Annotated in this window: 16 protein-coding genes and 1 pseudogene; 13 read left to right on the top strand and 4 right to left on the bottom strand. The window is 65.6% G+C overall.

Going from position 1 to position 18,473, the window contains the following annotated elements:
- The 7 genes from pyrF (at nt 1) to ACPGXI_RS03345 (ending at nt 6,835) form a co-directional block, all read left to right on the top strand.
- A complete protein-coding gene (gene pyrF, locus ACPGXI_RS03375; protein WP_526649783.1) occupies nt 1–855 on the top strand; it encodes an orotidine-5'-phosphate decarboxylase in 855 nt (284 codons plus the stop codon).
- A 384-nt stretch (nt 856–1,239) separates the two neighbouring features.
- Complete coding sequence (gene mihF / locus ACPGXI_RS03370; RefSeq protein ID WP_526649781.1) at nt 1,240–1,560, top strand: integration host factor, actinobacterial type; 321 nt, start codon at nt 1,240–1,242, stop codon at nt 1,558–1,560.
- 132 nt (nt 1,561–1,692) lie between these two features.
- Complete coding sequence (gene gmk, locus ACPGXI_RS03365; RefSeq protein ID WP_526649779.1) at nt 1,693–2,271, top strand: guanylate kinase; 579 nt, start codon at nt 1,693–1,695, stop codon at nt 2,269–2,271.
- 56 nt (nt 2,272–2,327) lie between these two features.
- Complete coding sequence (gene rpoZ, locus ACPGXI_RS03360; protein ID WP_526649777.1) at nt 2,328–2,642, top strand: DNA-directed RNA polymerase subunit omega; 315 nt, start codon at nt 2,328–2,330, stop codon at nt 2,640–2,642.
- A 19-nt stretch (nt 2,643–2,661) separates the two neighbouring features.
- Nucleotides 2,662–3,936: a bifunctional phosphopantothenoylcysteine decarboxylase/phosphopantothenate--cysteine ligase CoaBC gene (gene coaBC, locus ACPGXI_RS03355; RefSeq protein WP_526649775.1), complete on the top strand. Its 1,275-nt coding sequence runs from the start codon at nt 2,662–2,664 to the stop codon at nt 3,934–3,936.
- Between the two features lie 45 nt (nt 3,937–3,981).
- On the top strand, nt 3,982–5,190 hold the full coding sequence (gene metK, locus ACPGXI_RS03350) for a methionine adenosyltransferase (protein WP_526649773.1): 1,209 nt from the start codon (nt 3,982–3,984) through the stop codon (nt 5,188–5,190).
- 52 nt (nt 5,191–5,242) lie between these two features.
- Nucleotides 5,243–6,835 carry a threonine/serine exporter family protein gene (locus ACPGXI_RS03345; RefSeq protein WP_526649771.1) on the top strand — a complete coding sequence of 531 codons (1,593 nt, stop codon included), beginning with the start codon at nt 5,243–5,245 and terminating at the stop codon, nt 6,833–6,835.
- Between the two features lie 9 nt (nt 6,836–6,844).
- Here the strand turns inward: ACPGXI_RS03345 and ACPGXI_RS03340 are convergent, their stop codons facing one another.
- Both ACPGXI_RS03340 and ACPGXI_RS03335 read right to left on the bottom strand, forming a co-directional pair.
- A complete protein-coding gene (locus ACPGXI_RS03340) occupies nt 6,845–8,341 on the bottom strand; it encodes a flavin-containing monooxygenase (RefSeq protein ID WP_526649818.1) in 1,497 nt (498 codons plus the stop codon).
- A gap of 53 nt (nt 8,342–8,394) precedes the next feature.
- Nucleotides 8,395–9,309 carry an alpha/beta hydrolase gene (locus ACPGXI_RS03335; RefSeq protein WP_526649769.1) on the bottom strand — a complete coding sequence of 305 codons (915 nt, stop codon included), beginning with the start codon at nt 9,307–9,309 and terminating at the stop codon, nt 8,395–8,397.
- A gap of 77 nt (nt 9,310–9,386) precedes the next feature.
- Between ACPGXI_RS03335 and ACPGXI_RS03330 the strand changes: the two genes are divergently transcribed.
- Entirely contained in the window at nt 9,387–11,396 is a 2,010-nt protein-coding gene (locus ACPGXI_RS03330) for a primosomal protein N' (RefSeq protein ID WP_526649767.1), read from the top strand.
- 296 nt (nt 11,397–11,692) lie between these two features.
- Nucleotides 11,693–12,058: an Rv1352/Rv1906c domain-containing protein gene (locus ACPGXI_RS03325; RefSeq protein WP_526649765.1), complete on the top strand. Its 366-nt coding sequence runs from the start codon at nt 11,693–11,695 to the stop codon at nt 12,056–12,058.
- Between the two features lie 212 nt (nt 12,059–12,270).
- On the opposite strand, the pseudogene ACPGXI_RS03320 reads toward ACPGXI_RS03325, so the two are convergent.
- Nucleotides 12,271–13,590: pseudogene (locus ACPGXI_RS03320) on the bottom strand (sulfatase-like hydrolase/transferase); the annotation flags it as partial.
- Nucleotides 13,591–13,857: 267 nt separating this feature from the next.
- Here ACPGXI_RS03320 and ACPGXI_RS03315 point away from each other — a divergent pair.
- Together ACPGXI_RS03315 and ACPGXI_RS03310 are read left to right on the top strand one after the other, a co-directional pair.
- The gene (locus tag ACPGXI_RS03315) at nt 13,858–14,052 is read left to right on the top strand and encodes a hypothetical protein (protein WP_526649763.1); all 195 of its coding nucleotides are present in this window, start codon (nt 13,858–13,860) and stop codon (nt 14,050–14,052) included.
- Nucleotides 14,053–14,328: 276 nt separating this feature from the next.
- On the top strand, nt 14,329–14,769 hold the full coding sequence (locus ACPGXI_RS03310; RefSeq protein WP_526649762.1) for a pyridoxamine 5'-phosphate oxidase family protein: 441 nt from the start codon (nt 14,329–14,331) through the stop codon (nt 14,767–14,769).
- 41 nt (nt 14,770–14,810) lie between these two features.
- Here ACPGXI_RS03310 and ACPGXI_RS03305 read toward each other — a convergent pair whose 3' ends face one another.
- Nucleotides 14,811–15,716 (bottom strand): TIGR03560 family F420-dependent LLM class oxidoreductase, encoded by a 906-nt coding sequence (locus ACPGXI_RS03305; protein ID WP_526649760.1) that lies wholly within the window; start codon nt 15,714–15,716, stop codon nt 14,811–14,813.
- Nucleotides 15,717–16,101: 385 nt separating this feature from the next.
- Between ACPGXI_RS03305 and ACPGXI_RS03300 the strand changes: the two genes are divergently transcribed.
- Together ACPGXI_RS03300 and ACPGXI_RS03295 are read left to right on the top strand one after the other, a co-directional pair.
- A complete protein-coding gene (locus ACPGXI_RS03300; protein WP_526649758.1) occupies nt 16,102–17,931 on the top strand; it encodes a DUF2207 family protein in 1,830 nt (609 codons plus the stop codon).
- Nucleotides 17,925–18,461: a LemA family protein gene (locus tag ACPGXI_RS03295; protein ID WP_526649756.1), complete on the top strand. Its 537-nt coding sequence runs from the start codon at nt 17,925–17,927 to the stop codon at nt 18,459–18,461. Before ACPGXI_RS03300 ends, ACPGXI_RS03295 begins: the two co-directional genes overlap by 7 nt.
- Nucleotides 18,462–18,473: the final 12 nt, after the last annotated feature.

Below are 18,473 nucleotides of genomic sequence, written 5' to 3'. Positions count from 1 at the left end.
ATGGGCGGGTTCGGTGACCGCCTGTCCCGGGCGATGGCGCTGCGTGGCCCGCTGTGCTTGGGTATCGACCCACACCCCGGATTGCTGAGCGCTTGGGGGCTGGAAATCAACCCCGAGGGTCTGGCCCGGTTCAGCGACATCTGCCTGGCCGCGTTCGAGGGCTTCGCCATCGTCAAACCGCAGGTGGCGTTCTTCGAGGCGTACGGTTCGGCAGGATTTGCCGTCCTCGAGCGCACGATCGCCGCACTGCGGGAGGGCGGCGTGCTGGTGCTCGCCGACGCCAAACGCGGCGACATCGGCTCGACCATGGCCGCCTACGCAGACGCCTGGGCAGGGGACTCGCCGTTGGCTGCCGACGCCGTGACCGCCTCGCCGTACCTGGGCTTCGGGTCGCTTCAGCCGCTGCTGGACAGAGCGCGCCAACGGGACCGCGGCGTTTTCGTGCTGGCCGCCACCTCCAACCCCGAAGGCGCATCGGTGCAGCGCGCTGTGGGAGAGGGACAAGCCGCGGGCTACACCGTGGCCCAATCCATCGTCGACGCTGCGGCGGCCGCCAACGACAAAGGACATTCCGGCGCGACGGGCGTGAACGGCATGGTCGGCGTGGTTGTCGGTGCGACGCTGACCGACCCGCCCGATGTCAGCAAGCTGCACGGCAAGGTTCTGGTCCCCGGGGTGGGGGCTCAGGGCGGCCGTCCCGGGGCGCTGGCGCGTCTCGGCGGGGCGCTGCCGGGGCAGCTTCTGCCGGCCGTGTCGCGGGAAGTGCTCCAGGCCGGGCCCGACATCGCCTCGCTGCGCGGGGCCGCTGAACGGATGCGGGATGCCGTCACGTACTTGAACGACGACCGATGCTGAACAACGCCTGAACGGCCGCCGATCCTGAACGACGCGGCAAGCCGACACGCCCGACGCGCGCTGACCAGCGTGAATTTCTCCACTTGTCGGGTTCCGGCGAGCGCCGAGCCGGCCCTGTCGGCCCGGTAGGGCGGCGGTTATCGTCGGAGGTTCGTCAGTACCCGCGATACGCAGGGCGTTTAGCGGGGCGCGCAGTTTTCGCAACGGTGCAGCGGTGCTCCGATGTGAGGCAGCTAACCCCCCGTTAGCGCCCTACACGCTGGGCTTTTGAGTCGGTAACCGGGGGGTGGGGTTAGCTTTCGTCAGCCCGCGTGGGTACGGTCGTGCACGCTGGCTGGTTCTCGACCAGCCGATATAAATCATATGAATGAGACGGAGGAACCCGTGGCCCTTCCCCAGTTGACGGACGAACAGCGGGCGGCAGCGTTGGAGAAGGCTGCTGCCGCACGTCGAGTGCGCGCCGAACTCAAGGATCGGCTCAAGCGCGGCGGCACCAACCTTCAGCAGGTCCTCAAGGACGCCGAGGCCGACGAGATCTTGGGCAAGATGAAGGTCTCCGCCTTGCTGGAGGCACTGCCCAAGGTCGGCAAGGTCAAGGCCCAGGAGATCATGACCGAGCTCGAGATCGCCCCGACCCGCCGGTTGCGCGGCCTGGGTGATCGTCAGCGCAAGGCCCTGCTGGAAAAGTTCGACTTCACTTCCTAGAGGATTAGTGAACGCTGGCCGAGCGGCCGGACAGCAGCGATGAGCGCTTGCGCGAAGAGCAGAAGTTAGCGATGAGCGCTTGCGCGAAGAGCAGAAGTTAGCGATGAGCGCTTGCGCGAAGAGCATCGAGCGATGACGCGTGTCGTCGTACTGTCCGGCCCCTCTGCTGTCGGAAAGTCCACCGTGGTGCGCTGTCTGCGCGACCGCCTCCCCGATCTGCACTTCAGCATCTCGGTGACCACGAGGACGCCCCGTCCCGGCGAAATCGACGGTGTCGACTATTCGTTCGTCTCCGACGAACAGTTTCAGCGCCTTATCGACGAGGGCGCGCTGCTGGAATGGGCTGAGGTTCACCGTGGTTTGCACCGCTCCGGAACGCCTGCCGCGCCGGTGCGGGCCGCTGAGGCCGCTGGCCGGCCAGTTCTGATCGAGGTCGACCTGGCCGGGGCGCGAGCCGTCAAACAGGCGATGCCGGAAGCCATCACGGTGTTCTTGGCTCCGCCGAGTTGGGAGGTGCTTCAGGCGCGACTGACCGGCCGCGGCACCGAGTCGCCCGAGGTGATGGCCCGCAGGTTGCAGACCGCGAGGGCTGAACTTGCCGCCCAGGGGGACTTCGACCGGGTCGTCGTCAATGGTCAATTGGATTCTGCCTGCGCGGAATTGGTATCCTTGCTGGTGGCCCACACGCCGGTGCCGCGCGACAAAGCTTGATCGCCGCCCGGGACGTGTCAGAAACGTACCAACCGAAACCGCAGGAGACCTTTTACGTGAGTACCCCGAGCGCCGACACCCGGCTGGCCGCCGCGGACATCGATCCGTCCGCCGCCAGCTCCTATGACACGCCGCTGGGCATCACCAACCCGCCTATCGATGAGTTGTTGGACCGCGCGTCGAGCAAGTACGCGCTGGTGATCTACGCCGCCAAACGCGCACGGCAGATCAACGACTACTACAACCAGCTCGGTGACGGAATTCTCGAGTACGTCGGCCCGCTGGTGGAGCCGGGCCTGCAGGAGAAGCCGCTGTCGATCGCGATGCGCGAGATCCACGGCGACCTGCTCGAGCACACCGAGGGCGAGTAGCGGAGGGCACCGCCCGGCGATGAGAGTCTCGGACGAAGAGCGGAAGACGCATCGCAGGCGGATCGTCGTCGGCGTCGCCGGTGGCATTGCCGCATACAAGGCGGCCACAGTCGTCCGTCAGCTCACTGAGGCCGGGCATTCGGTCCGAGTTGTTCCTACCGATTCAGCATTGCGGTTCGTGGGTGCCGCCACCTTTGAGGCGCTGTCGGGCAACGCAGTCCATGCGGGCGTCTTCGAGGACGTTCATGAAGTGCCGCACGTCCGGATAGGCCAATCCGCCGACCTCGTCGTCGTCGCGCCGGCCACCGCTGATCTGCTGGCCCGTGCCACCGCCGGTCGCGCTGATGACTTGCTGACCGCGACGCTGCTGACCGCACGATGTCCTGTTCTGTTCGCCCCGGCCATGCATACCGAGATGTGGTTTCATCCGGCCACCTGCGAAAATGTAGCAACGTTGCGCAGTCGCGGTGCGGTCGTGATGGAACCCGCCTCGGGCCGACTGACAGGGGCGGACACCGGCGCGGGCCGATTGCCGGAGGCCGAGGAGATCAGCACGCTGGCTCATTTGCTCCTTGACCGCGGTGACGCGCTGCCCTACGACCTGTCCGGCGTCAAGGCGTTGGTGACGGCTGGGGGCACTCGCGAACCGATCGATCCGGTCCGCTTCATCGGCAACCGCAGTTCGGGCAAGCAGGGCTATGCGATGGCTCGCGTGATGGCCCAGCGCGGCGCCGAGGTGACGTTGATTGCCGGCAACACCGCCGGTCTCATCGACCCGGCAGGCGTCGACGTCGTTCACGTCGGTTCAGCCGCCCAGCTTCGCGACGCTGTCTCCAAGCATGCGCCCGACGCGAACGTGCTTGTCATGGCCGCCGCTGTCGCCGACTTCCGCCCCGCCCATCAGGCGACCAGCAAGATCAAGAAAGGCCCGGACGCCGCCGGCGACCCCACGATCGAGCTGGTGCGCACCGACGATGTTCTCGCCGGTTTGGTGCGCTCCCGCACTGACGGCCAGTTGCCGAACGCGAAAGCCATTGTGGGGTTCGCCGCGGAAACCGGCGATGCCAACGGCGATGTCTTGTTCCACGCTCGCGCCAAGCTCGCGCGCAAGGGCTGCGATTTGCTCGTGGTCAATGCGGTCGGTGACAATCGTGCCTTCGAGGTTGACGACAACGACGGCTGGCTGCTGTCGGCCGACGGGACCGAGGCGTCTATGGAGCGCGGTTCGAAGACGCTGATCGCCAGCCGTATTGTGGACGCGATCGTGGCTTTCCTGAACACCGGTAGCGGGTAGGCCCTGCATTATTTCGAAACTAGTTTTAAGTGGAAGGGATCGACCGTGAGTGAAGCTCGGCTGTTTACCAGTGAGTCTGTGACCGAGGGGCACCCTGACAAGATTTGCGACGCCATCAGCGACTCGGTGTTGGACGCCTTGCTCGCCGAGGACCCGCGTTCGCGCGTTGCGGTCGAAACATTGGTGACGACTGGCCAGGTCCACGTCGTGGGTGAGGTGGCGACCACCGCCAGGTCCGCCTTCGCCGACATCACCAACACCGTGCGTGACCGGATCCTCGACATTGGCTACGACCATTCCGACAAGGGGTTCGACGGCCTCACCTGCGGCGTGAACATCGGGATCGGCGCGCAGTCACCCGACATCGCCCAGGGTGTGGACACCGCGCACGAGACGCGCGTGGAAGGTGCCGCCGATCCCCTGGACGCCCAGGGCGCCGGGGACCAGGGCCTGATGTTCGGCTACGCGATCGACGACACTCCCGAGTTGATGCCGCTGCCCATCGCGTTGGCCCACCGGCTGTCGCGCAAGCTGACCGAGGTGCGCAAGAACGGCACCCTCGACTATCTGCGCCCGGACGGCAAGACTCAGGTCACAGTGCATTACGAGGGCTCCGTGCCGGTACGGCTGGACACCGTGGTGCTCTCCACCCAGCATGCCGATGGCATCGACCTGGAGGCTCAACTGGCCCCTGAGGTGACGAAACACGTTATCGACGCGGCGCTCACCGAGCTGGGCCACGAGACCCTCGACACGACCTCGCCGCGACTCCTGGTCAACCCGACCGGAAAGTTCGTTCTCGGGGGCCCGATGGGTGACGCCGGCCTGACCGGTCGCAAGATCATCGTCGACACCTACGGGGGATGGGCCCGCCACGGCGGTGGCGCCTTCTCCGGCAAGGATCCCTCCAAGGTGGACCGTTCGGCGGCGTACGCGATGCGATGGGTGGCCAAGAACGTGGTCGCCGCCGGGCTGGCGCGCCGGGTCGAGGTGCAGGTTGCCTACGCGATCGGCAAGGCCGCTCCGGTTGGCCTGTTCGTCGAGACGTTCGGCTCGGAGAACATCGACCCGGTCAAGATCCAAAAGGCGATCGGCGAGGTGTTCGACTTGCGGCCCGGTGCCATTATCCGGGACCTGGACCTGCTGCGCCCGATTTATGCACCGACGGCCGCCTATGGGCATTTCGGCCGCACCGACATCGAGCTGCCGTGGGAGCAGACCAACAAGGTCGACGAGTTGAAGGCAGCGATCTAGGCAGGGTCGGCCCGGCCCGGGGCAGGGCAGGGCATCAGTATTCTGCTGGGCAATGGTGCGAGATAGCACAGGCGGCACGGCCCGATTCGGCCGTGGCCTGCAGAATGCACTTCGCGGTCGGCGCGATCCAGCACCCCTTGCTGGTCAGCGCATCCGCACCCAGAACGTGATGGGTGATCTGCACACCCGCAAGGTGCTGGACCTCACGATCCGTCTCGCCGAAGTGATGTTGTCCTCCGGCGCGGGGACCGCAGACGTCGTCGCCACCGCGCAGGACGTCGCCCGGGCCTACCGCCTCAACGACTGCGTGGTCGAGGTGTTCGTGAGCACCGTCTTCGTGTCGGCGCTGCCGACCGCGGATAGCCCGCCCATCACCATCGTGCGGTCCGTGCAGGCCCGGGCGACGGACTACACCCGGGTGGCCGAGCTCGATCGGCTGGTTCAGCGGATCACCTCCGGCGGGGTCACCGTCGATGAGGCCCACGAATCGATGGACGAGTTGACCGAGCGGCCGCACCCGTACCCCCGCTGGATCGCGACCGCCGGGTGGGCGGGCTTCGGGCTCGGTATCGCGATGCTGTTGGGGGGCAACTGGCTCACGTGTGTCCTGGCCGCCGTCACCGCGGCGGCGATCGACCGGACTGGACGGCTGCTCAACCGGATCGGGACCCCGTTCTTCTTCCAGAACGTGGTCGGCGCCATGATCGCGACCCTGGTGGCGGTTGCGGCCTACTATTTCGCCGACCAGGGGCCGACGGCGCTGGTCGCTACCGGCATCGTGATGCTGCTGTCGGGAATGACATTGGTCGGCGCGATGCAGGACGCGGTGACCGGATACATGGTCACCGCGGTCACCCGGCTCGGCGAGGCGGTGTTTCTGACGGCGGGGATCGTCGTAGGTATCCTGGCCGGTCTTCAGATCTCCGCGGTCATTGGCGTGACGATCGAACTGAACGTCGATGCGACGGAGATGTTCATCGTCCCGAACCGGCCGTTGACGATATCCCTCGCCGTGATCGGCGCGGCGCTGGCGGGTGCCTGTTTCACGGTGGCGAGCTACGCGCCGCTGCGCTCGGTCGGCATAGCCGCGATCGTCGCTGGGCTCGCCGAGTTGGTGTTGATCGGTCTGGGCGAGGCGGGGTTCGGACAGGTGGTCGCCAGCGGATTCGCCGCGGCCGGGGTCGGCCTGATCGCGACCCTGATCTCGATCCGCCGAAAGGCGCCGGCGCTGGTGACCGCGACCGCCGGCATCATGCCCATGCTGCCCGGCCTGGCGGTCTTCCGGGCAGTGTTCTATCTGGCCGTCGACACGAAGGATTTCGATGACGGTCTCAGGCAGCTCGTCGCGGCGGTCGCGGTCGCGCTGGCCCTCGGCAGCGGGGTGGTGCTGGGCGAGTTCCTCGGGTCGCCGTTGCGCTACCGTGCCGGAAGGATCGGCGAATTCCTTCGCGTCGAGGGGCCACCCGGGCTACGCCGAGCGGTGGGCGAGGTGGTACATCTGCAGTCCACCGACGCCGACGCCCCGATGCGCCCCGGCGACCGGCGATCGCCGAGCATCGCGCTGGAGCCGGCGTTGGGCGAGGACGTCGATGTGGCCGATGACACCGATTCGCCGCCCACGGCACCGCACCCCGACAGAAGCTGACCCAAGCGTTCAGGACACGAACTCGTAGTCCTCGATCGGGAAACGGCGGCTGCGCCAGTACGCCTCGAACGTGGTGGCCGGCCGCAGCGGTACGTCGCCGTGCCGGTCGAAGTAGTAGCTGTTGGCCAGCTGGCAGCTGTCCTGCCAGAAAATCTGGCGGTGCCGCTTGCTCATCATTTCGGCGAAGTAGCGATCGTTGGCCTCCTGCCGCACCTCCACGCGGGTGGCACGTCGGCGATGGGCCGCATCCAGGCATCGGACGATGTGGTGGGTCTGCGCTTCGATCAATGCGAAGTAGGACGAGCCCACGTAGCCGTAAGGCCCGAATACGGTGAAGAAGTTTGGGAAGCCCGGCACGCTGACACCCTCATAGGCTTGCAGACGGTTCTCCTCCCAGAACCGGGCCAGCGAGCGGCCCCCGCGGCCGGTCACCGGGAACGTCGGAGCCGAGGTTTCGTCATCCTGGACGCCCAATACCTTGAAGCCGGTGGCCAGGATCAGCACGTCAGCCTCGTGCAGGCTTCCGTCGGTGGTAGCGACGCCGGACTCGATGATCTTGTCGATGGGCTCGGTCACCAGATCGACGTTGTCGCGGTTGAAAGTCGACAGGTAGGTGTTGTGGAAACCCGGCCGCTTGCAGCCCACCGCGTAGTTGGGAGTGAGTTGGTCCCTGATGGCCGGATCGTGGACCTGCTTGCGCAGGTATGCCCTACCGAGCAGGTCCGTCCGTCGGGCCAACGGGTTGACGGTGAAGTACTGCGCGGCCAGCGGGAACGTCACCTCCACGTAGGCCTGGCTGAGCAGGCGCTGCAGGGCCCTGGCAACCGGCAGGCGCATCATCCGCCGCGCTGTGCCCGACAATGGGACGTCGAACTTCGGAAAACACCAGATCGGGGTGCGCTGGAAGACGGTGAGCCGCTCGACCATCGGCGCGATCTCGGGGATCACCTGGACCGCGGATGCGCCGGTCCCGATGATGGCGACGCGCTTGCCGGAGAGTTCCTGGTCGTGGTCCCAGCGTGCGGTGTGCACGGTTGCCCCGGCGAACGAATCGACACCGGGGATGTCGGGCGGGTTCGGCACTGTCAGCACCCCGCTGGCGTTGACCAGGAACCTTGCCGTAACGGTTTCCGGCCCGAACCCGGAATCCATGCGGATTCGCCAAAGTCCTTGTGCATCATCGAAGTCCGCGCCGAGAACATTGGTACCGAACCGCGTCTTCGGTCGCAGCCCGTACTTGTCGAAACAGTGCGCGGCGTAGGCCTGAAGCTCGTCGCCGGGCGCGTAGGTCCGCGACCACGATGCGCTCTGCTCGAAAGAAAATTGATACGAGAACGACGGAATGTCGACCGCGATTCCGGGGTAGGTATTCCAGTACCAGGTGCCGCCGGGGCCATCGCCGGCTTCGACGATCAGGTAGTCGCCCAGGCCCGACCGGTCGAGCTGAATCGCCGTCCCGATGCCCGAGAAACCGGCGCCTACGATCACAATGTCGTGGTCGGGCACGGTCTGGTCAGGCACGGTCTGGTCAGGCACGGCGGCGGGGTTCGGTCATGGCCTCAGGTTAGTGCCGCCCGCAAGGCCTGCAGTCCGCGTTCGGTGGCCTCGGTCGCCGCGGGCACCACGCCGGCGTAGGCGATGTAGCCGTGCACCAGCGATTCGGCGTTGTGCAGTTCGACCTGTACCCCCGCCTCGGCGAGCAGTTCGGAATACCGGACCCCGTCGTCACGCAATGGATCGTGACCGGCGACGGCGATGTAGGTCGGGGGCAGACCCGACAGATCGCCCCCGGCCGGAACCAGGGTGGCAGGCGGGGGGGAAATATCGGAGTCGCCGACATACCAGCGGGTGAAGCCCTTGCACGCCGCCAGCGTGAGGATGGGAGCCTCGGCGTTCTCGGTGAACGACGGCAGTGAGGTGTCGAACGTCGTCGACGGATACCAGAGCAGCTGAAACCGTATCGGGATCGAAGCGTCGCGGGCGAGTTGTGCCACCACCGCAGCGAGGTTCCCGCCGGCGGAGTCGCCGGCCACTCCCAGGCGATCGGGGTCGGCGCCGAGTTGGTCGGCGTACTGGGCCACCCATTGGGTGGCTGCCCATACGTCGTCGACTGCGGCGGGGAACGGATGCTCGGGTGCCAGCCGGTAGTCGATCGACACGACCACCGACTCGGCACCGACCGCGTGCAGGCGTGCCGATCCGTCGTAGCTGTCCAGGTCGCCAACCGACCACCCGCCGCCGTGGATGAAGACGACCACCGGCAGCACGGATTTATCCGACGGGGGGCGGTAGACGCGCACCGGGATCGCGCCGCCGGGGCCGTCGATACTGCGTTCGTGGACGGTCACCTGGGGATGCACCGATTGTCGGGGAAGCGCGGCGAAACGCTCGCGCGCCTGCTCTGGGCCGCCGTCGGTGGTCAGCTGAAACGGAACAACCTCGAGCACCTGCTTCAGGGCGTCATCCAGGGACATGGCACAAACCGTACGCACCCGCCCGTTACGGCCATTGGCAGAGCGGTCATCGCGCTGCGGTTTAGTACGTTCGTCTGATGATGACGACCCGGCATGCCGCCGAGCACGAGCCGGTCGCTCGGGTCCTGCCTATGTTGACGGTGCCGCACCTGGACCGCGAGTTCGACTATTTGGTGTCGGCCGAGCAATCAGACGACGCCCAGCCGGGGGTTCGGGTGCGGGTCCGATTCCACGGCCGACTGGTTGACGCCTTCGTCCTCGAAAGACGTTCGGAAACAGATCATGTCGGCAAGCTCGGCTGGCTCGACAAGGTGGTCTCGGCGGAACGGGTGCTCACCCAGGATGTACGCCGCCTGGTCGACGCCGTCGCCGCCCGGTACGCCGGAACCCGCGCCGACGTGCTGCGTCTGGCGGTGCCGCCGCGGCACGCCAGCGTGGAGAAGAAGGCCCCACCGAAACTCGACCCGATGGTGACCAGTTCTGCACAACCCCCAGACGGATCGGGTTGGTCCGATTATGGCGGTGGAGCGCAGTTCATCGCGGCGCTGGGTGACGGCCGCGCCGCGCGGGCGGGTTGGCAGGCGTTGCCGGGTGAGTCATGGTTGCAGCGGCTGGCCGAGGCGGCAGCGGTGACCGTGAACGCGGGTCGCGGTGTGCTCGCGGTGGTTCCTGATCAACGCGATGTGGATCGGCTGTACGCCGCCGCGGTCACCGTGGTGGACGAGTCCAGAGTGGTCGCGTTGTCGGCAGGCCTGGGGCCCGCCGAACGCTACCGGCGCTGGCTGTCTGTGCTGCGCGGTGACGTTCGGTTGGTGATCGGCACTCGCAGCGCGGTCTTCGCCCCGGTGGCGGAGCTGGGGCTGGTGATGGTGTGGGACGACGGCGACGATTCACTGGCTGAACCGCGCGCACCCTATCCCCACGCCCGCGAGGTGGCGATGCTGCGCGCCCACCAAGTGCGATGCGCAGCGCTGATCGGTGGTTACGCGCGCACCGCCGAAGTGCAAGCGCTGGTCCGAAGCGGCTGGGCGCACGACTTGGTAGCGCCGCGACAGGCGCTGCGGATACGGGCACCGCGCGTGGTCGCGCTGGAGGACAGCGCCCATGCCCAGCAACGAGACCCGGCCGCGCACACCGCGAGGCTCCCTTCGGTGGCCCTGGATGCGGCGCGAACTTCGCTGGCTGCCGGTTCGCCGGTGTTGGTCCAGGTGCCCCGGCGCGGCTATGTGCCCGCGCTGGCGTGTGCACGCTGCCGCACCATCGCCAGGTGCCGGCAGTGCACCGGGCCCCTGTCGCTGCCTGGTCGCGACGCCCCCGGCGCGGTATGCCGATGGTGCGGTCGTGAGGAGTTGGCGCTGAGGTGCGCGCGGTGCGGTTCCGATGCGGTACGTGCCGTCGTCGTCGGTGCGCGCCGCACCGCTGAGGAGCTGGGCCGGACTTTTCCCGGAGTATCGGTGATCACGTCGGGGGGTGGGGAAGTGGTGGCCCGCGTGCCGCAGCGCCCCGCATTGGTGGTCACTACTCCTGGTGTGGAGCCGACGCCAGCAGGTGGTTACGGCGCCGCGTTGTTGCTGGACGGCTGGGCTCTGCTGGGCAGACAGGACCTCCGTGCGGCCGAGGACACGCTGCGGCGCTGGATGGCGGCAGCCGCGCTGGTTCGCAGCCGTGATGAGGGCGGCGTCGTCGTGGTCGTCGCGGAATCCGCTCTAGCTACCGTGCAGGCGCTCATCCGCTGGGATCCGATCGGGCATGCCGAACTCGAACTCGATTCACGCGGCGAAGTAGGCCTGCCTCCTGCGGTGCACCTCGCGGCGCTGGACGGTACCCCTGCCGCGGTGTCGGCGCTGTTGGACTCTGTCGAGCTGCCGCAGGTGTGCGAGCGGATCGGGCCGGTGGACCTGCCGTTGGGGGCTCGCAGACCTCCCGGTGTTGCGGCAGACCTGCCGGTCAGCAGAATGTTGCTGCGGGTGCCACGCAATGGCGGCCTGGAACTGGCGGCAGCGCTGCGCCGGGCAAGCGCGATCCAGAGTGCGCGCCACGATCAGGAGCCCGTTCGTGTGCAGATCGACCCGGTGCAGATTGGCTAGCCAGCGGACTCGCCCTGAACTTGAATTATGCTGTACCACATCACTACTCGTGATCAATCGGTAAACCCAAGTTGGGCAGCCACACCCAACGAGAATCAATCTGCACACGTAGCTCAGGGGGTAGGGCATATGGGACACGTTGATCAAGTCAATTGAACCGGAGTGACGGAACTGCGCGGTCGAAGTCGTCACCTGCAAGGTGCGGCGAAAGTTGGGCATTCTTCACCAATCATGTCGTGCTCCAGCGCACCTGCGCATACGCTGGAACTAGGACAAATCCGATAAGAGAAGGAAAAATGCACCCAGCGAATGGGTTTCGCGCATCGGCCGGGCTCGTTGCCTGTGCCGCAACAATCGCGTTTGCCGCACCGGTTTTTGCCGAACCGGGTGGCCCAATCCCCGGAAATGGGGTCTTTCAGGTGGGGCCTGATATTGCGCCGGGTACCTATCAAACGCAGGGGCCTTCGACTCCCCTGATTTTTGTTTTCGGCAATGTGTCCCCGATCTCATTTTGCTCATGGTCAACGCACAGCACACCTGCGGCGAGTCCTGATGACATAGTCGACGCGAATTCTTCGTTGGGCCCGATGTACGCGAAGATTTCGGAAACAGCAGTGGTCTTCAAGACCGAGAACTGCGACCCCTGGATACGGGTCTCCTGAGGGCGGGCGCAGGGTTTCCCCGCTGCTTGAGGCGTTTGGAGTCCTCGACCTTCAACCCGCCGAACTGGCTACGCCGTCAGTGATATGCGTTGGGCGACCTGACCGTAACGCTCGAAACGCTCAGGATCACCGAGGGCGTTGTAGAGGACGATGCGACTCGCGATTGCCTCGTACTTGTCGATGAGCGCGTCGGCCAAGCCATCCCAGGTCGACTCAGTGGCAAAGGTCGCGATGTGATCGTCGGTGATCTGGGCAGCCATTCGGGTCCAGCCGTTGAGAACCTCGGGAGGTGCCACGCCCATCAGGTCATACAGCGTGGGAACCACATCCACGGCATGTACGTATTGGTCGCGGATCTCACCGCGCGCGGCGATGCCGGCGGGCCACGAGACGATCAGCGGATCCGCTACCCCACCCTCATAGCCGGCGAAGCGCTTCCAGTAGGGGAACGGGGTGTCGAACGCCCACGCCCACCCGGTGTTGTAGTGGTTGTACGCACTCGGCCCGCCCAGATCGTCAATCCGGTCGAGGTTTTCCTCGACGGTGTCGGGGATATTGTTGAAGAACTTGTTCTCGTTGAACGAACCGTTGGGGCCGCCCTCGCCACTGGCACCGTTGTCGGAGACCACGACGATGATGGTGTTATCCAGCTGCTCGGACTCCTCCAGATGGTCGGCATCGGTGTAGGACACGAAGCCCGCGTACGCCTCGGCCATCCGGCTAAACAGCCGCCGCTCGTCGTCGTTGAGCGAATCCCATGGCCGAACGAAGTCCAGTGCGGGCCAGGGCTGGCCGTCCGGACCGGTCACGTCCGGTTCGCCGTGCGGGTTGATCGGTGAGAGCTCTACCTGGTCGCCCAGCAGTCCCATCCGCTTCTGGTTGGCCAGGATCTGCTCCCGGATCGCCTCGTAGCCTTCATCGAAGCGTCCCCGGTAGCGATCGGCCCACTCTTGGAAAACGTGGTGGGGCGCTTGTGCGCAGCCCGGGCAGAAATACATGAACCAGGGCTTCTGTGGCGCAACCGCCTTGGCGTCGCGGACAAATCTGATCGCCTTGTCCGCCAGATCGGCCGACAGGTGATAGCCCTGCTCGGGGGTAGCGGGCGGTTCGACGGCATGGTTGTCGTAGACCAGGTCTGGATACCACTGGTGGGTCGCGCCACCCAGAAAGCCGTAGAACCGTTCGAACCCGCGACCCAGCGGCCAGCGCCCCTTCCACGACGAGGCGTCGCTCTCGTCGCTGGGGGTGAGATGCCACTTGCCCAGCGCGTAGGTGTCCCACCCCTGCGCATTGAGCACCTCGGAGATCATGCCGTTCTCGAACGGGATACGACCCGAGAAACCCGGGAAGCCCGCCGATGCCTCGGTGATACAGGCCATGTTGTTCGATGTCGCGTTGCGGCCGTTGAGCATGCTCGAGCGCGTCGGCGAGCACAATGCGGTGGTGTGGAAGTTCGAGTACCGCACGCCGTGCTCTGCGATCCGCTGCATGGCGGGCGTCTCGATCGGCCCGCCGAAGGGCTGCAGGGCACCGATGGCACACCCGCCGCTAGGGTGCTCAAACGGCGCCTCTCCGACCTCGTCTACGCAGCGTTACGAACTGACCTCGCTCAGAGCGTCGAAATTGCAGCAGCGTGTCCGACGAGCTAGAGATGGCCCCACCCAAATCCGAAAAGTGTCCTGGCCGTGCATGTTCCGTTACCGACTCCACAGGTTGGGCTTAGGCCGCCATTGGGTGGAGCACAGCGTATCTCTGCAGTATGGAGCGAAGTAGCCCGCGAACAGATTGAGGTGATCCAAGTGCTCGTCACGTACCTGTGCGGCGCGCTCGTTATTGCACTGGCAGTGATCGGCGGCGCCATCCCGTTCTCCGATCCAAGCACAGAAGCAAGGCCTCTTACTCGCGTAGCGTTCGCTGTGCTGGCCGGTGCGCTTTGGCCGGTCGTTGCTGGTATGGCGCTGTTGTCGCTGGTCATTGTGCCGCTGTTGGTCTGAGGGCCGCAGATGAATGCGGCCTTACGTCAGCCCTTCGGGGTCTCGAGTAGAACGCCATGTTGTCGGGGAGAATCGATGGCGGTGTCGCGGCCGGTGGTCATAGATGCGTTGCGGACCTGGTTGTTTCGCCTTCCGCTTCGACCGCGGCGGTTTATGAAATGACGAAATCCTCTGCGCGACAAAGTATCTGTGACTATAGAGGCCGCTGGCGCACCAAAGTTGATTTCGCCGAACCGCCACGCATAGCGGCGGGCTCGGTCTTGCTACGCTGGTTTGATGCCGCGGAAATTGAGCGACGAACAAATTTCGGAGTATCTCGATAGCCGCCCAAGCTGGGCCATGCTGAGCACCATCGACAACGACGGATTTCCGCATACCGTACCCCTTGGGTACTTTCGCCTTGGCCGCGACATCATCATGGGCGTACGGGATGGGACACGCAAAGTTGCCAACGTGGAAAAGAACCCGAACGTGAGCATCTTGCTCGAAGACGGCTCCACGATGGCGGATATCCGGGGAGTGATGTTCCAGGGTCACGCACACATCGTCCGCGAAGAAATCGAAGCACTTCAGCTCGCAAGAGAAGGCGCCCGGGCCCGGGGGGTGCCGGAGTCCCAATGGCCCACCACACCGAGACCCGGCGCCGCTTACATTCGCATGACGCCCCTCAAAACCGTGTCGTGGGATTACGCAAGTTCACCACCGGGCCAGGCTTAGCTTTGATAGTCACTCCTCAACCTGACGCGGCCGAGCCCCGGCTAGGACAGCTCCCCTAACGCGTCAGCGAGTGCGTCGTAGGCATCGCCGCGCTGGTCGACTGACATCGCCCGGTCAGGGATGATCACTTCATCCACGCCCTCCTCGCGCCAGCGTGCCGCGGCTTCGACGATGCGAGCTGGCGGGCCGTAAATCACCGGCAGCGGCGACTTCTCCGCAATCGCCGCCGCTTGGCGTTCGCCCGCTGATGAGTCGGTCACGATGATCAATGCTTGAGTGGACCGCACAATCGTCGAGGGGTCGCGGCCCACCTCTGCACACGCGACATCCAACTTATCGGCAGTCTCCCGAAAACTGCCCGGGGCCGACCAGCAATTCCACTCATCGGCGTATCGGGCGACCAGACGCAACATTCGCGGGCCGGTCCCGCCGATCAGCAATGGCAATGGCGACTGCACCGGCTTCGGATCGCACGGTGCGTCGTCGAGCCGGTAGTACTTGCCGTCGAAGGTTGTCCGCGGCTGGTTGAGCAGGCCACGGATAACAGTCAGCCCCTCGGCGAACCGGTCCACCCGCTCACCAGGCCGGCCCAGCTCCAGTCCGTAGTGTTCGTGCTCATTGACCTGCCAGCCCGCGCCCAATCCGAGGGTGAGCCTGCCGTCGCTGATGTGGTCGACGGTCGCTGCCCAGTTGGCCAGCACCGCCGGATGCCGGTAAGTCATCGACAGCACCAGCGGAGCCAACCGAACCCGCGAGGTGGAACCCGCCAACGCTGCGAGCGCCCCGGTGGCCTCCAGCATTCCAGTCTCGTCTTCTCGAAGGTAACCGCTGGGCATGAAGTGATCGAACACGTACACGCAATGCCAGAAACCGGTGTCCGCCTGTCTGGCGAGGGCGACAAGATCCTGCCAGGGCTGCGCAGCGCCAGGCCACACCGAGAATCGCATCGCCCCAGCTTACTCAAGGGCCCGCGTTACTCGAGGGCCCGCGCCAATCCCTTCGCCGATTGCCAAGGCGTTGGCAGTCGGGGTGTCGAAGTCTTCATCGCTCAATTGCGAGGGCGCGCAATTTGTTTGAACTTGCCCCACCGGCCCTGGCGGCTAATTGTTAGGCCGGTGCCCCTTGCCGGAACCCGTGAGTTCTTTGGGGTATAGGCGAGCTAGAGGTACGTAATCGACCTTTGGGCGGCTGGTCATGAGTGAGCTGCCTCGGTGGAATGAAAATCAATGGAGGTTCGATATAGGGTGTACGTGCAGTTCAGCCGCTTGTGATGTGCAGATCGACCCACTGCACATAGGGTGATCCCGACGGCACCGGAACAGAGGGGTGAGCATGAGGCGCCTGTTCAAGTGGCTGATCCCATTGGTTGTCATCGGAATTGGGCTGATGTGGCCCGTGGTCTTCCAGGGTGGAACCGAGTCAGCGGGCTCCTCGGTTGTTTACGACCCGGTGGTGATCACCGACTACGACGTCGACATCTCGATCGACGGCGCGGGAGAGATGAGTTCCGTGGAGACGATCACCACGGAGTTTCCCGGCGGCCGCCACGGCCTATTCCGCTACTGGGACGTCACCAACAAGAACGACCCCAACGTGCGTCAGCCGCCAGAGATCACCTCGGTGCTGCTGGACGGCAAGCCTGCGCGATACCAGATGCTGTGGGAAGACGGCGAGCGGTTCAGGGTGGCCAAGATCGGGGATCCCGATCGCACGCTCAGACCCGGAACCCATGTCTTCGAGATTCGCTACACCATCCCCGGCGTCCTCGACCCCGGCGAGGTCGGTGCGGACAACCTGTTCGCCGAGTCCACCGGCGCAGCGTTCTCCGATGCTGGATCCACGAGTGCGCCGTCAGTTTTTTTCTGGAACGTGATCGCGCCGTCCTGGAACAACCGCATCGACCGGGCCGACATCACCATCACCCTTCCCGCCGAAGTCGGGGCCGCGCAGTGCTCAGTGGGCTACGGGGTGGGTCGCGCGTGCGACGACCTGACCGTCAGCGGCACCACAGTGGCCCTGTCGGCCACCGACTTGCTTCCCCGCACACCGGTGACGGTGCGGGCCGGGGTGGACCTCCCCACTCCGCCGCGGAGCACCGTGCCGTGGTCGTTCGCCTGGGATGCGATTCTCGGGCAGTCGGTGACCGGCGTGATCTGGGCAGCCGGGCTGAGCGCACTCTTGGGTCTCGGCGGATTGCTGTGGTATCGCACGACGCTCGAGCGCTCGCCGGGTTTCCCGTTGCAGTACGGGCCGCCGCCCGGGTTGGGGCCGGTTCAGACCGAATACATCCGCACCGAGGCCGTTCCCAACAACGGGCTCACCGCGACGCTGTTCTATCTGGCGGAACGCAAGCTCGTCGCCCTCGAACAGGTCGATGAAAAGCAGTGGAATGTCCGCGGGGTCGGCAATCCGGCCCAGTGGGCTGACGTCGATTCGGTCAGCGCAGCGGTGGCCTCGGCGCTGAAGGTGGACCGTGCCGGTGCCCTGTTCGAGGCCAAGAAGACGGTCAAGTCGGGCGAGAAGCTCAGCACCGCCAAGACCGACATGGTCAAGGCCGTCGAGAAATGGGCCCTGGCCGACGGCTTGATGGTCAAGCGCAACAAGGAACTCTGGGTCCGCGCCGCCAACGCGCTGGCGTTTGTTCTGATGATCTGCGCGTTCTTCCGGTGGGGATTTCCCGCCACCATGTGGGGCGCGCCGTTCGCTGCTTTCTTCGTCTTCTCGGCGGGGTCATGGAACGCCGGAGTCGGCACTCGTCGTACCGCTGCAGGCCGTGAGCTGTGGTCGCGCGCAGGCGGATTCCATCGCATGCTGGCCACCGACTCGGCGGAGGCCCGTTTCGACTTCGGGGCCAGAAAAGACCTGTACTCGGCCTACGTGCCGTTCGCGGTCGCGGGGGGCGCAGCCGCGCTGTGGGCCAAGAAGTATCAGGCGTCCACCGGCACCCCCGCGCCGCAGCCGGATTGGTACGGTCCCTCGGCTGCGGCAGGCTGGGGTTTCTTCGGAAGTTCAGGCGTTCCGAACTTCGACAGTTTCGAATCGGCCCTGTCATCGTCGATCGGCGCCTACACCGCGTCGCAGTCGTCCTCCTCGTCGAGTGGGGGCGGCTTCAGCGGTGGCGGCGGCGGTGGTGGTGGCGGTGGAGGAGGTGGGTCATGGTGAGATTCCTGTTGATCGTCGTGCTGATCCTGGCGGTACTGGTGCTGCTCGGATTTGTGCTCGGCTACAACAAGATTCGTGGCGCGGACGTCCGGGTCGCCGAAGCGCTCTCCGGCATCGACGTCGAGCTCACCCGGCGCGCTTCGCTGATACCCAGCCTGGTGCATACGGTGCAGACGTTCGCCGTGCACGAGAAGGGCATCCTGGATCAGGTGACCAATGCCCGCGCAGCGCTGACGGCCGCGACAACGGGCAAGTCCATCGCTCAGCGCAGCGCCGCGGAGAAGGATCTCGACAGCGCGCTGGCGCCGCTGCTTGCCCTCGGCCAGACCTACCCGCAGCTCAATTCGTCGAACAACTTCCTGAACCTGCAGGAAAACCTGACTGACACCGAGAACAAGCTGGCGTTCGCCCGTCAGTACTACAACGATGCGGTCGCGACACTGAATCGGTCGCTCACCACCATCCCGTGGATGTTCGTCGCCCCGCTGGCCGGTGTTGCCGAGCGGGAGTACTACCAGACGCCGAAATAGGCCGGACCGCGC

The organism is Mycobacterium sp. (assembly GCF_049608025.1).
Classification (GTDB): domain Bacteria; phylum Actinomycetota; class Actinomycetes; order Mycobacteriales; family Mycobacteriaceae; genus Mycobacterium.
The sequence above is the reverse complement of the archived record's forward strand: the minus strand, read 5'-3'. Positions and strand labels throughout refer to the sequence as shown.

Excerpts from the sequence above, each read along its gene's own strand:
- pyrF (WP_526649783.1), top strand. The coding sequence starts at position 1 with ATGGGCGGGTTCGGTGACCGCCTGTCCCGGGCGATGGCGCTGCGTGGC.
- gmk (WP_526649779.1), top strand. The coding sequence starts at position 1,693 with ATGACGCGTGTCGTCGTACTGTCCGGCCCCTCTGCTGTCGGAAAGTCC.
- coaBC (WP_526649775.1), top strand. The coding sequence starts at position 2,662 with ATGAGAGTCTCGGACGAAGAGCGGAAGACGCATCGCAGGCGGATCGTC.
- ACPGXI_RS03345 (WP_526649771.1), top strand. The coding sequence starts at position 5,243 with ATGGTGCGAGATAGCACAGGCGGCACGGCCCGATTCGGCCGTGGCCTG.
- ACPGXI_RS03335 (WP_526649769.1), bottom strand. The coding sequence starts at position 9,309 with ATGTCCCTGGATGACGCCCTGAAGCAGGTGCTCGAGGTTGTTCCGTTT.
- ACPGXI_RS03330 (WP_526649767.1), top strand. The coding sequence starts at position 9,387 with ATGATGACGACCCGGCATGCCGCCGAGCACGAGCCGGTCGCTCGGGTC.
- ACPGXI_RS03325 (WP_526649765.1), top strand. The coding sequence starts at position 11,693 with ATGCACCCAGCGAATGGGTTTCGCGCATCGGCCGGGCTCGTTGCCTGT.
- ACPGXI_RS03310 (WP_526649762.1), top strand. The coding sequence starts at position 14,329 with ATGCCGCGGAAATTGAGCGACGAACAAATTTCGGAGTATCTCGATAGC.
- ACPGXI_RS03305 (WP_526649760.1), bottom strand. The coding sequence starts at position 15,716 with ATGCGATTCTCGGTGTGGCCTGGCGCTGCGCAGCCCTGGCAGGATCTT.
- ACPGXI_RS03300 (WP_526649758.1), top strand. The coding sequence starts at position 16,102 with ATGAGGCGCCTGTTCAAGTGGCTGATCCCATTGGTTGTCATCGGAATT.
- ACPGXI_RS03295 (WP_526649756.1), top strand. The coding sequence starts at position 17,925 with ATGGTGAGATTCCTGTTGATCGTCGTGCTGATCCTGGCGGTACTGGTG.